General features: G+C 62.4%; 10 protein-coding genes and 2 pseudogenes. 8 read left to right on the top strand and 4 right to left on the bottom strand.

The genetic code is table 11. From position 1 onward, the window contains the following. The first annotated feature begins 60 nt into the window (after positions 1-60). A complete protein-coding gene (locus DNK34_RS13520) occupies positions 61-318 on the top strand; it encodes a hypothetical protein (RefSeq protein WP_131176120.1) in 258 nt (85 codons plus the stop codon). Between the two features lie 268 nt (positions 319-586). Here DNK34_RS13520 and DNK34_RS13515 read toward each other — a convergent pair. Next, a pseudogene (locus tag DNK34_RS13515) lies at positions 587-688 on the bottom strand (IS5/IS1182 family transposase); the annotation flags it as partial. Positions 689-960: 272 nt separating this feature from the next. On the opposite strand from DNK34_RS13515, the gene DNK34_RS13510 reads away from it, so the two are divergent. Together DNK34_RS13510 and DNK34_RS25715 are read left to right on the top strand one after the other, a co-directional pair. Beyond that, entirely contained in the window at positions 961-1,944 is a 984-nt protein-coding gene (locus DNK34_RS13510; protein WP_131176119.1) for a hypothetical protein, read from the top strand. A gap of 34 nt (positions 1,945-1,978) precedes the next feature. Next, a pseudogene (locus tag DNK34_RS25715) lies at positions 1,979-2,224 on the top strand (transposase); the annotation flags it as partial. 126 nt (positions 2,225-2,350) lie between these two features. On the opposite strand, the gene map reads toward DNK34_RS25715, so the two are convergent. Together map and DNK34_RS13500 are read right to left on the bottom strand one after the other, a co-directional pair. Beyond that, positions 2,351-3,136, bottom strand: a complete 786-nt coding sequence (map, locus tag DNK34_RS13505) for a type I methionyl aminopeptidase (RefSeq protein ID WP_131176118.1) — start codon at positions 3,134-3,136, stop codon at positions 2,351-2,353. Beyond that, complete coding sequence (locus DNK34_RS13500) at positions 3,133-3,345, bottom strand: ParD-like family protein (protein WP_131176117.1); 213 nt, start codon at positions 3,343-3,345, stop codon at positions 3,133-3,135. Before DNK34_RS13500 ends, map begins: the two co-directional genes overlap by 4 nt. Before the next feature lie 233 nt (positions 3,346-3,578). On the opposite strand from DNK34_RS13500, the gene DNK34_RS13495 reads away from it, so the two are divergent. The 4 genes from DNK34_RS13495 to DNK34_RS13480 all read left to right on the top strand — a co-directional run bounded on the left by DNK34_RS13495 (position 3,579) and on the right by DNK34_RS13480 (position 8,388). Next, entirely contained in the window at positions 3,579-4,097 is a 519-nt protein-coding gene (locus DNK34_RS13495; protein WP_131176116.1) for a sigma-70 family RNA polymerase sigma factor, read from the top strand. Then, the gene (locus DNK34_RS13490; protein WP_242675339.1) at positions 4,094-5,017 is read left to right on the top strand and encodes a DUF4880 domain-containing protein; all 924 of its coding nucleotides are present in this window, start codon (positions 4,094-4,096) and stop codon (positions 5,015-5,017) included. Before DNK34_RS13495 ends, DNK34_RS13490 begins: the two co-directional genes overlap by 4 nt. Positions 5,018-5,170: 153 nt before the next feature. Beyond that, on the top strand, positions 5,171-7,540 hold the full coding sequence (locus DNK34_RS13485; RefSeq protein ID WP_242675338.1) for a TonB-dependent siderophore receptor: 2,370 nt from the start codon (positions 5,171-5,173) through the stop codon (positions 7,538-7,540). Between the two features lie 5 nt (positions 7,541-7,545). Further along, a complete protein-coding gene (locus tag DNK34_RS13480; RefSeq protein ID WP_242675180.1) occupies positions 7,546-8,388 on the top strand; it encodes an alpha/beta hydrolase in 843 nt (280 codons plus the stop codon). A gap of 279 nt (positions 8,389-8,667) precedes the next feature. On the opposite strand, the gene DNK34_RS13475 is transcribed toward DNK34_RS13480, so the two are convergent. After that, the gene (locus tag DNK34_RS13475; protein ID WP_131176114.1) at positions 8,668-10,500 is read right to left on the bottom strand and encodes an NAD(P)/FAD-dependent oxidoreductase; all 1,833 of its coding nucleotides are present in this window, start codon (positions 10,498-10,500) and stop codon (positions 8,668-8,670) included. 245 nt (positions 10,501-10,745) lie between these two features. Here DNK34_RS13475 and DNK34_RS13470 point away from each other — a divergent pair, with 245 nt between their 5' ends. Then, a complete protein-coding gene (locus DNK34_RS13470; RefSeq protein WP_131176113.1) occupies positions 10,746-12,632 on the top strand; it encodes a sigma-54-dependent Fis family transcriptional regulator in 1,887 nt (628 codons plus the stop codon). The last annotated feature ends 332 nt before the right edge of the window (positions 12,633-12,964 follow it).

The raw sequence follows: 12,964 nt of genomic DNA, 5'->3' as shown, positions 1-12,964 counted from the left end.
GTTATGGGGCGTGATGAACAACTCTCAGACTGTGCGTTTGCGTTGATAGGAGGTCTGATCATGACTACGACCGAGCGTTTGGCGCGTTTTGAAGCTGCACAAGAGGTTCTTGGGTTCCTAATGGCTGTTCGCGCTGAATGGATTTACAGCGAAAGCAAAAAAGCTCAGCCGGACGCGGCCAAGATCGCTCAGTGGGAAGCCGAGCAAAAAGCTTTTTTCGAGATCGAGGATGGGTTGCGTTTTGATGATCAGGACGGCATCGAGCAGGTGATCACGACGTATGGACCGGTAGCGCGGAGAATTTTCGAGGCGCGGTAGCGGTTTTACATCATGGCCCATTAGGATGATTCTTTATTTTCAAATTTTTCATCCGAATTGTGCGTGCTTGAGTTTTTAAGATGATTCTTTAACTGGCAAAATTTCCATTTCCAGCTCTTTTTTCGATACTTTAGGATGAAACTTTATTTTCACCCCACAATTGGAGAGTCTAGAGATAGGCACGAAGGAACATAGTTTTAAAAACTACATAACGAACTGTTTTTACAATGGTTTCTGTTTGGGCTAGGGTCTGTTGCCGCTTCACATGGGGTAGCCAGGGGAAGGCATATGCCATGGTTACCCCGTTTTTGTAATTTCTCTTGAGTTTGTCGAACCGAGATGCCTCCGTCAGGTAGTGCTTCAACTGGGCGACACATGGGTATCTGCCAGCGCATTGTCCTACGACTCAGCCCGAGCGCATCGCAGGTCGGCTGTGTGGTTTTCCTCGATAACCGGCCTGTCGGCCTCCACTCCGCGTCTATGCGCGATTTGCCTGCAGTCCAAAGAGCAGATCCGCGAAGTATTAGCGCAAGGGTCTGAAATACGAGACTTCCAAGCCCATGCGCACATCCATTATTCCACTACACTCACACCGGAGACGGGATAGCCGAACCCAGCTTAATCACTATCGGGTGTTAGGAAATGACACACTTCTATCAATGCCAATCCGGCCACTGGTGTGCAAGCGACGAAAAAATAATTGAATCCGAATGGGGTAAAGCCTGGTGCTCTGTATGCAAACTCAAAATCATTAAATCCTCTCCCACCGCCGAGCCACCGTCCCTATCCAAAATGCCCGTGGTCCTGATAATTGACTCGACAAATCCCATAGACATACATGGTCGACTGTACGCCACCAGGCCAACCTTAGAAGACCTTCCCCCACCAGAGAGTTCATTTTCAAGCAGTGTGGAAGAGTTCAAGGAACAGGACGCTGAGCTTTCCCTTCAGCATAGGCTCCTTCAGGAAAGCGACTCCCAAGAAAACCTGTATATCCACCTGCAAACATCTGGATTCGCGTTTCTGGCCAGAGACTTGAATTTCAGAGACTATAAAAAAGGCGCCATAGACGTTCCCGACGCGACTATTCCAGAGCCCGGTATCATGGCTACCAACTCTTATACAACACGTGCTATAGACACGGGCGAAAGGCACGGTATTGGCCGCCTGGAAGTAGTCTATACAGATGGATACTTCACGTCGGGACTTGTAACCTACCCAGACTATTTTGTGTTGCGAAATCGTGTAATTTACGCCATCGAACTGAAGACACCACGAGCAAAGAACTTCAAAACCTACATGAGCGATACATTCTGGACGGATAAAAAATTTGGAAAGCAAAGCATCCATGAAGAAATAACCAATCGAAAAAGAAAAATGGCCCCGACAATAATGCAAGTACTTCTTTTTGACACCCGAAACATGAGAGTGGCCAATGCACAGGCCATAATTGATATCAAGAACAGCATAACCTATCTAAAGGATCGCAAAGCTTGGTTTGAAAGCCATATCAACTCCATCCTGTTTTTTGATGGAACGCTATCCAAGCTCATCTCAATGACTGAGATTCTTGCAGGAAAAGAAAGTGAAGGAACACAGAGGAATATTCTTTCCTTCTTCAAATGACACCACCACAATCCCTCAACATGAGCCCCACCGAATGACCCGGATGAGTTTTTCCGACGCTGAGTACGCCGGCAAACGCAAACAGATCCGGCACGAGTGCTTTGATGACGGAGCTGGAAAGTAGTGCCATGGGCCGGGCTTTGGAACTGATCGAAGCGTTCTCTCCCAAGGCTGGCAATGGCCGACCGCCGTATCCGCTGGAAACCTGCTGCGCATCCACTTGTTGCATTTCACCGAGGACTGGGCGAACTATGAGCATTCTGACGGAGCAAGTGATCAGATTGGCGGGCTGTACTGCGGAGGCGCCCGTGCCGAGTACGCGACGTTGGATGACTTGCCAAAGGGTGTGAATGACGTACGCGCGCTGCTCCTTTCGAGCTACCTGAAGCGCTCCGCAAGGGAGTCCTCATTCCTGAACAGCATCTGAAACCCGCTGGCGTTCCTCGGGACGCAGCGTCAACACCCGCACGCCATCGGCGGTTACCGCCACGGTGTGTTCGGACTGCGCCGATAGCCTGCCGTCGCGGGTCACCACCGTCCAGCCATCACGTAGTGTGCGTACGCCAGCCTGGCCCTGGTTGAGCATGGGCTCGATGGTGAAGACCATGCCTTCGCGCAGGGTCAGGCCGGTCTTCGGCTTGCCCCAGTGCAACACCTCCGGCGGCTCGTGCATTTCTCGGCCGATACCGTGGCCGCAATACTCGCGAACCACCGAATAGCCGTGGGCGCGGGCGTGTCTTTCGATGGCGTGGCCGATATCGCCCAGGCGGCCGCCGGGGCGCACGGCTTGGATGCCTTTCCACATCGCCTCATAGGTGATCGTGGCGAGCTGCCGGGCCTGGGGCGAAACGTCGCCGATCAGGTAGGTCTTGCTGGAGTCGGCGATATAGCCGTTCTTCTCCAGGGTGATATCGAAGTTCACCAGATCGCCGCTCTGCAGGATTTCCGAGGCGCTGGGCACGCCGTGGCACACCACCTCGTTGCGCGAGGCGTTCAGGGCGTAGGCATAACCGTACTGCCCTTTGCTGGCGGGGCGGGCCTCGAGCTGCTGGACGATGAAGTTGTCCACCAGGTCATTGACCTGCAGGGTCGACATGCCGAGCAGGCCGAGTCGATCCAGGTAGCCGAATACCGATGCCAGCAACCTGCCGGATTCCGCCAGCAGGGCGATTTCTTCCGGCTGTTTGGTCATACCGCCTCCACCCCGCGAGGCGGAACCACCACACCGGCGGCGCGCAGTTCTGCCGCGATCACCTCGTTGAAGCTCAGCGTCGGGTTCATTTCGCACAACATGCCGATGCGAATCCAGAAGCCGGCCTGAGCGTTGATCGAGCGGCACGATACGCTGCTCGCCTTGCGGATCTGGTCGTGCAGCTCATCCTCGATATTGACGATGCCCATGAGTCCTCCTGATATATGAAACATATACGGATCATATATTAGCAGTGACTCCTCTACCATCCGCGGGCATCGAGGCGCGTGATCGGTTCGGGCGCGTAAAACTCGACGTTTCAGGGCCAGCCTGTCGACTGGTATTCGCTAACAGTTGTAATAAGAACGATTCGCGAATAATGTGCGCGGTCGCCAGGCTCGTTCATGGCGTTCTTCGCACTTGTCGGCCTTGGGGGGCGTCCATGTCGCTACCTGAAACGGATTCCATCGTTCCGCTCGATGTCCTGTACGGCACGCACCACGGCTGGCTGCAGGGCTGGCTGCGGCGTTCGCTCGGCTGTTCGCAGCAGGCGGCGGATCTGGCCCAGGACACCTTTGTGCGCTTGCTGGTGCGTGGCCGGCCGATCAGCAATCGGGCGCCGCGTGCCTTGCTGGCGCGTATCGCCCGCGGCCTGGTGATCGACCACTGGCGGCGCGATGCGTTGGAGCGTGCCTATCTCGAGGCACTGGCGCAGTTGCCCGAACCCAGCCATCCCTCGCCAGAGGTTCGCCATGAGGCGCTGCAGTGCCTGGAGCGCATCGCCCAGTTGCTCGAGGGCCTCAAGCCGGTCGTGCGCGAGGCCTTTCTGCTGTATCAGCTCGGTGGTCTGAACCATGCGCAGGTGGCCCTGGAGTTGGGCGTTTCCAGCCGCACCGTCGAGCGGCACGTGGCGAGCGCCCTGCTGCACTGTTATCGCCTGTGTTTCGAGGCGCCGCAGTGAACGCCGCCGAGCGTCTGCCGGAGTCCATTGTCTGCGCGGCCATCGAGTGGCAGATGCGCTTGCGCGCCAATGCCGGGAACGCCGAACTGAATCGGCAGTTGCAGGACTGGCTGCGCCACGACGCGCGCCATCGACTGGCCTGGCAACGCCTGCAGCAGATGGGCGGGCTGTTCCAGGCCAGCCAGTTGCCCGATGCCGCGCAAACCATCCCCCTGTTGCAACGTGCCGAAGCCGACGTGAGCCGTCGACGCGCGCTGAAACTGCTCGGCCTCGGCCTGGCCGTGGGAAGTGCGACGCTGCTGGCCACCCAGACACCGCCGGCCTGGCATGCCGACTTTGCCACGGCCACCGGGGAACGCCGTCGAGTCGGCCTCGGCGATGGCGCCGAGGTGCTGCTCAACACTGGCAGTGCCCTGGACGTACAGGGGCGCGACCTGCTGCTGCGTGCCGGCGAAGTGTTGGTGGAGGGTGCCGAGTGGCGCGTACGTTGCCGTTTCGCCGCATGCGAGGGCCGTAACGCCAGCGTGTTGCTGCGCGAGCATGACGATTACAGCGAGATTCGCGTCCAGCGTGGCGAGGCACAGGTTTCCACCACGACCGGCCGGCGGCGCTTGCTGGCAGGCGAAGGCGTGGGGGTATCGGCGACCGGCATCACGCCGCTCGGCAAGGGGCCGCTGGACGCCTTCGCCTGGACGCGCGGTCTGCTGGTGGTCAGCGATATCCGCCTGGTCGATTTCCTGGCCGAGGCCGGGCGCTACCGGCAGGGCTGGCTGGGCTGCGATACGGCGGTCGCCGATCTGCATCTTTCCGGGGTTTTCCGCCTGGACGAGCCCGATGTGATGCTGCGCAACATCAGCCACCTGCTACCCGTGAGGATCGTCGAGCGCACGCGCTGGTGGGTGCGTGTGGTGCCAGCCTGAAGCTAGCTTCAAGCTTCAAGCTTCAAGCGAAGAGCGCGGGCGCTGCACATCACCGCTTGCAGCTTGCCGCTTGTGGCTTGTAGCTGCTCCAAAGCTGTCGGACTTCTTCGACTTATCCGGTTAGGAAAGATCACTTCCCATATGGATACCGTCATGCGTTCTGCCAGACCCCTGCCGTTTCATTTCCAGCTCCGTACCTTGCCGAACGCCATATGCCTGGCGCTGGCTCTGATCGGTGGTTCGGCGAGCCTGTCGGTGCAGGCCGACTCGCCGGTTTCCACGGCGGCCCCGAGCGTCCCGGCCGGATCGCTGGAACAGGCACTGAGCACCTTTGCCGAGCGCGCCGGCATCACCCTGTCCTATGCCCCGGATGTGGTGCGTGGCCTGAGCAGCCCTGGCCTGGCCGGTGGCGGGTCGCTGGAGGACGGCTTGGCGAAGCTGCTCGGCGGCAGCGGCCTGGTCGCGCAAAAGACCGCGTCCGGCTATGTGGTGCTGCCCGGCAAGAGCGACGCCAGCCTGCAGCTCGACGCCACCAGTATCGAGGCGGTGGCAACGCAGAGCGCCTTCGCCCCGGTAACCGGCTACTTCGCCAGCAATGCCAGCAGCGCGACCAAGAGCGACAAGCCGGTCCTGGAGACCGCGCAGAGCATCAGCGTGGTGACGGCCGAGCAGATCGCCGACCGCAAGGTCAATCGGATCGAGGACGCGGTCGCCTACACCGCCGGCGTGCGCGTCGGCGGCTCCGGGCTGGACCCGCGTTTCGACACCATCGCCGTGCGCGGCTTCGCCACCACCGAAAGCGCCGACTTCCTCGATGGCCTGCGCCAGGCGGGCAGCGGCTGGCTGGCGCTGCCGTCCCTCGAGGCCTACAGCCTGGAGCGCATCGAAGTGCTCAAGGGGCCGGCGTCGGTGCTGTACGGGCAGATCAGTCCGGGCGGCATGGTCAACCGGGTGAGCAAGCGCCCCAGCCTGCTGGCCAGGAACCAGGTGGAAATCCAGGCCGGCAATTACGATCATCGCCAGGGCCAGTTCGACGTGGGCGGCAAGCTGGACGAGGCCGGCGACGTGCTGTGGCGCACCGTCGGCATCTATCGCGATGCCCACTATTCCATCGAGCAGATGGATAACGACACGCGCCTGCTCGCGCCGTCGCTAAGCTGGCAGATCGACCCCGACACCAGCCTGACCCTGCTGGCCCAGTATCAGGAACGCCAGACCGCTGGTTCGCCGATGCTCTACCAGGACGGCGGACACCTCACCGACATCTGGCAGGGCGACGAGTACTTCGACAAACTGGAACAGCGCAAGTGGAGCTTCGGCTACGAGTTCGAGCACGCGTTCAACGACACCTTCAGCCTGCAGCAGAACCTGCGTTACGGCCAGTTGGACACCACCAACCAGTACCTGGACGTGGGGGCCGTCACCGATGGCATCCTGGCGCGCACGACCGCTGGCAGCTACGAAGACATGTCGTCACTGACCACCGATACCCGCCTGGTCAGTCGCTTCGCCACGGGAGCGCTGCAGCACACCCTGGTCAGCGGGGTGGACTACGCCTGGGTCGACACCGAGCTGCTGTACGCCACTGGAGAGGCGTCTTCCCTCGACCTCTCAGCGCCGGACTATCACCAGCGCATCCAGCGCCCCGGCAATGTCCTGGTCGACCGCGATGGCCTGGAACATCGTGCAGGCCTGTACCTGCAGGACCAGATCGAGCTCGACCGCTGGCGCCTGTCCGCCGGCCTGCGCCGCGACTGGGTGCACGTGCGCTACAACGGCAATCAGTGGGGCATCGACACCAATACCAAGACCAGCGACTCGGCCACCACCGGGCAGGTCGGCGCGCTGTACCTGTTCGACAATGGCCTGGCGCCCTATGCCAGCTACGCCACCTCGTTCCTGCCGCAGAGTGGCAACAGCTTCGGTGGCGGCCGCTTCGAGCCGACCGAGGGCGAGCAGTACGAAATCGGCCTCAAGTACCAGCCGCCAGGCAGCAGCACGATGCTCACCGCCTCGCTCTACCACCTGACGCAAACCCATGTGCAGACCCGCGATCCGGTCAACAGCGGGTTCTTCGTGCAGACCGGCGAGCAGGTTTCCCGTGGCCTGGAACTGGAAGCCGTGTCCGACCTGAGTGACAGCCTGCGCATGACCGCCAGCTACAGCTTCAACGACGCCGAGGTCAGCAAGGACAGCGACTACCAGGGCAAGGTGCCGAAGAACACGCCTCGCCACCTGGCGTCGCTGTGGCTGGACTACCGCCTGCCCTTCGGCCTGGGCTTGTCCGGCGGTGCGCGCTACACCGGCAGCAACTACCGCGACGGCGACAACACGCTGAAGAACCAGGGCTACACCTTGATCGACGCTGGTGTGCGCTATGACTTCGGTGGTGGTCTGGACGGCGTGCGCCTGGCCGTGAATGCACGCAACCTCACCGACAAGCGCTACGTCACCTGCCAGGACTCCTTCTGCTATCGCGGCGAGGCCCGCAGCCTGGTCACCAGCCTGAGCTACAACTGGTGATCGCCGTGGGCTGGCTACGCGCGCTGGGCATGCTGGGCGCCCTGCTGCTGGGCGACCTTTCGGTCGTCCAGGCCGAACCGGTGACGCTGGACGGTACCGAGCAGTGGACGGTGCACAGCGCCGAGGGCCGCGAGTACCGCATCATGGTCAGCCTGCCGGAGGGCGATGTGCCCTATACCGGCGGCTATCCGGTGATCTATCTGCTCGACGGCAACGCCTACTTCCCGGCCTTCCACGCGGCCAAGCGCGCGCAGAATCGCTGGCGCGGTTCGGTCCTGGTGGCCATCGGCTACCCGAGCGATACGCCGCTGGACTTCGAGCGCCGGGCGTTCGACCTGTCGCCGCCGCAGCCCGAGGAGCGCAACACGCCGCCGCAGGGTGGGCAGGATCTGTTCCTGGATTTCATCGAAAAGCGCCTGATGCCCAGGGTAACCGAGCGTTTCAAGGTCGATCAGGATCAGCGCAGCCTGGTCGGGCACTCCTTCGGCGGCATGTTCGGCATCTACGCGCTGTTCACCCGGCCGGCGCTGTTCCAGCATGTGGTGGCGATCAGCCCGAGCCTGTGGTGGCGCGACCGCTACCTGATGGAGCACGAGCGCGCCTTCACCAGGCAGGCCCATGCCGGGCAGCTCGACCTGACCCACCGCAGCCTGACGATGTGGGTCGGCGATCGTGAGATGCCGCAGGAAATCCAGGATGTGCGTTCCCTGCAGATTCGTCTGGAGAACCTGTCGCAATACGGGCTGCGCAGCGACTTCCAGATCCAGGCGGGCGAGGATCACATGTCGGTGCCGTTCCGGGTTGCCAACCCTGTGCTGGATGAATTGCTCAGTACCCGGCGGTTCTGAACGCCTGGGCCTGCCGCGAGCCTTGCTGCGATCGCTGGTCAAAAGTTGAACGGCACGTCCATGGCCTTATCTCGCAAGGGCTGTAGAGAGATATCCACAGGATTCGCGGTTTCTTATCCAGAGTGCCTGTGAATAAGCTCCTATGAGTCGGCGAATTTCTGAACAAATTCCGCCGAACCGCGCGATACGGGCGCTTCGGGCAGTGGTCACCAGGTTATCCACAGGATGCTGCACACTTATTGTGGAAAGTCGCCCGGCATCAGCCGGGCGATGGGTGGGTCAGCCCCGGTGATGGCTCGCGGCAAGGCCGTAGACCGGTGTCGGCAGGCCTTCGAAGCGGGCTTTCAACTGCAGCGCCAGGTACAGCGAGTAGTGCCGTGACTGGTGCAGGTTGCCGCCATGGAACCAGAGGTTGGCCTGTTGCGTCGGCTTCCACATGTTGCGCAGCTCGCCCTCGTAGGGGCCCGGGTCCTTGGTGGTGCCGGAGCCCAGGCCCCAGCAGCGCCCGACCTTGTCGGCGACTTCCTGGGAAATCAGCTTGGCCGCCCAGCCGTTCATCGAGCCGTAGCCGGTGGCATAGACGATCAGGTCGGCCGGCAGGCGGCTGCCGTCGTTGAGCAGCACGGCCTCTTCCTCGATGCGCTCGACGCCGAGCCCCGGTGCGCTCTTGAGCCTGATGGTGCCATTGGCGATCAGCTCCGAGGCGCCGACGTCGATGTAGTAGCCCGAGCCGCGGCGCACGTACTTCATGAACAGGCCGGACTCGTCGTCGCCGAAATCGAGCATGAAACCGGCTTTTTCCAGGCGCCCATAGAAGTCCTTGTCGCGCTCCTTGATCGCCTCGAATGCCGGTCTATGGAAGCTCGGCATGACCTTGTAGGGGATCGAGGCGAACAGCATGTCCGCCTTGTCCGTGGTCAGGCCGCTGTCCAGGGCATCCTCCGAATAGAGGCCGCCGAAGACCAGATCCATCAGGCTGTCGGAACGCACGATATGGGTGCTGGAGCGTTGCACCATGGTCACCTCGGCGCCGTTCTCGACCAGGTCGGCGCAGATGTCGTGGGCCGAGTTGTTGGCGCCGATCACCACCGCGCGTTTGCCGCGCCAGGCGTCGCCGCCGGGATGGCGACTGGAGTGGTGCTGCTGGCCCTTGAAGGTATCGGCGCCGGGATAGCGGGGCACATTGGGCACGCCGGACATGCCCGTGGCGAGGATCAGCTGGGTGGGCCGCAGCACCAGCCGTTCGCCGTCGCGCTGCACCTCGACCGTCCATTTGCCGGCCTGCTCGTCGAAGCGGGCGTTGATGCATTCGCTACGCGGCCAGTAGTTGAGCTCCATGACCCTGGTATACATCTCCAGCCAGTCGCCGATCTGATCCTTGGGGGTGAAGATCGGCCAGTGATCGGGGAAGGGCAGGTAGGGCATGTGGTCGTACCAGACCGGGTCGTGCAGGCACAGTGACTTGTAGCGCCCGCGCCACTGGTCGCCGGGACGCTCGGCCTTGTCGACGATCAGGGTGGGCACGCCGAGGCGCTTGAGCCGTGCGGCCAGGCCCAGGCCGCCCTGGCCGCCGCCGACGATCAGGCAGTAGGGCTGGGTGGTGATGCCGAGCGCGGCTTCTTCGTCGTGGCGGCGCTCCAGCCAGTTGCGTTTGTCGGCGTGGCCGTGGCCATGGGTGGCGCCCAGCGGACGCCGCCGCCCGCTGGGTTCTTCGAAGCCCTTGAGTTCGCGCATGGCGGTCAGCAAGGTCCAGCACAGGCCATCCTTCAGGCGCACGTAACCCTTGCCCCGCGCCGTCTGCGTTTCCAGGCTGATCCAGCCTTCGAGGACGCCGTTTTCCAGGCTCGCTTCACCTTCCAGTCGCCACTGCCCGGGACGGGTCTGGTCGAGGCGCGTTTCCAGCATGTCGCGGATGGCCGGCTTGCCTTCCAGGGTCACCAGGTTCCAACTGAGCAGCAGCAGATCACGCCAGTAGCATTCCTCGGCGAACAGCTCGAGGGTGCCGTTCAGGTCAGCCTGGGCGAGACGCTCGCCCAGACGTTCGACCCAGGCCGCGAGCTGGGCGGTCGGTGTTTGCAGCATGGCAGGGGGGCTTTCGAGGACGATGTTCATGGGGCTTCTCCCGATCTTGTTGTTTTGGTCGCGTCCTGCCCGGAGCAAGGGTCGGGCCACCTTGGCCTGAGCCGCGTCGCAGAGCGGTTGCGGCGGGAATCGGCAGGCGCTCGCCCGGCTCACTGTCACGAATCCGGTGGAGACGGCATGACAAAGTGTCACGCAGCGGGAAGATGAACTGGCGCCGGCATTTTCATCTAAGCTGCGGACAGACCCGCCCTTATTCGCAGCGGAGAACAACAACAATGACGTCCGCCTTGATCAGCGCCCATGCGCAACAGGTGTTGCAAGCCGTGCACGCCACATCGGGCTCGGCCGCCGACCCGGCCATCACGCGCTCATGGCGCCGTTGCCTGGATCAGCACCAGCTCGACCCGGCCAGCCGCCGTGCTCCCAATGTGGTCGAACAGCCACGCCTGCAGGATCACCGCGCGCCACTGGAACACATCATCGGCGTGGCGCGCTGGCAGATGAGCAGTCTGCACCGGCAGCTCGGCCGTGACGGCCATGTGGTGCTGCTGACCGATGCCTGCGGCGTGGTCATCGACAGTGTCTTCAACGAAGCCGAACGGGTGGCGTTCCAGCGCTCCGGACTCTGGCTCGGCGCGGTCTGGAGCGAGGACTGCGAAGGCACCAATGGTGTGGGCACCTGCCTGGTCGAACGCCAGCACGTGACCATCCGCCGCGACGAGCATTTCCGTGGCAAGCACGCCGGACTGACCTGTTCGGCCAGCCCGATCTTCGACCCGAGCGGCGAGCTGCTGGCCGTGCTCAATCTGTCCTCGGCGCGGGAACAACACAGCCTGCAGCAGCACTTCCAGGCCATGGCCCTGACCAACCTGTCGGCCAAGCTGATCGAGAACTGTTTTTTCCTGCAGCACGATCCGCACAGGTACTTGCTGCGCTTGCATCCCGAAGCGAGTTTCGTCGGCCTGCTGGGCGAAGGGCTGCTCAGTTTCGATGAGAGTGGCCGCGTCTGTTCGGCCAATCAGGCGGCGCTGGATCTGCTTGGCCTGGGCCGCGAGCAACTGGTCGGGCAATCCCTGGCGGCGCTGCTGGAGACGCCCCTCGAACAGGTCGTCTTGCAGGCGGGTCCGCAGTCAGGTCTCTGCTGGCCACTGCGCCTGGCGGACGGCCGGCTGTTCCATGGGCAGTTGAGGGCACCGGTGCGTAGCGCACCTCTGGCCATCCCGGAAGTAGCCAAGACCATCGATGAGCGCGTGTGCCTGGAAGACCCGCGCCTGCGACGTGGCTTCGCCCGCGCGCTGCGTGTGCTGGAGCGGGATGTGCCGGTATTTCTCCATGGCGAGACCGGAACCGGCAAGGAAGCCTTCGCCGCGGCGTTGCACCGCGCCAGTTCGCGGGCGAACCGGCCGTTCGTGGCGATCAACTGCGCGGCCATTCCCGAGGCGCTGATCGAAAGCGAACTGTTCGGCTACCGAGGCGGCAGCTTCACCGGCGCGCGCAAGGACGGCATGGTCGGCAAGCTGGAGCAGGCCCACGGCGGCATCCTTTTCCTCGACGAGATCGGCGACATGCCGCTGGCCTTGCAGACGCGCTTGCTGCGCGTGCTGGAAGAGCGCCAGGTGGTGCCGCTGGGCGCTGCGACGCCGCGTGCGCTGGACGTGCGCCTGATCAGTGCCAGCCACCAGGATTTGCTGGGTGGCGTGGCCGAAGGGCGCTTGCGCGAGGATCTGTACTACCGCCTCGGCGGCTTCACCGTGCAACTGCCGCCGCTGCGCGAGCGCGCCGACAAAGGCAGGTTGCTCGATCTGCTGCTGCACGAAGAGGCGAGACAAGCGCCCGTGCGCATGGAGCCTGGTGCGCGTGAAGCGCTGCTGGCGTATTCCTGGCCGGGCAACGTGCGGCAGTTGCGCACCTCGCTGCGTACGTTGCTCGCCTTGTGTGGCGACGATCCCGTCACCCTGAGTGATGTGGTGGAACTGCTGCCGGTCGATACCACGGCCATCGTGGCATCCGCCGACCCGCTCGGCCTGTGCGAACGCCAGGCGCTGCTGGCGCTGGTCGAAGCCGAGCACTGGCACATCGGCAGGGTGGCGCAGCGTCTGGGCATCAGCCGCAATACGCTGTACCGCAAGCTGCGTCATCACGGCATCGCACGGCACGGTTGAGCCGGACTTGCTGGTGCTGCGTGCCTCGGTGATAGCGGCTAAAAACTGCACGATTCCCTGAAAGGCTCGTCCTGTCTGCTTTCCGGGTATTTATCCACAGCATTGCCCTGAATTTATCCAGCGGCGCTGTGCATAACGACGTTGCCCCCAGTACGATTTCCGAACAACTATCTGTAACCCACTGATTCTGGGCGCTTCGCAATAAGGTCACCAGGATATCCACAGGATGATCCCCTGTGACTGTGGAAAATCCATCAGCCCTGTATGCAGGGGGATTTGCCCGCCTCGCACGCCCTGCCCAAGGGAACGGTCATCCAACCGTCACGAACATG

Origin of the sequence: Phytopseudomonas dryadis (assembly GCF_004327355.1) — a bacterium.
GTDB lineage: Bacteria > Pseudomonadota > Gammaproteobacteria > Pseudomonadales > Pseudomonadaceae > Aquipseudomonas > Aquipseudomonas dryadis.
The sequence above is the reverse complement of the archived record's forward strand: the minus strand, read 5'-3'. Positions and strand labels throughout refer to the sequence as shown.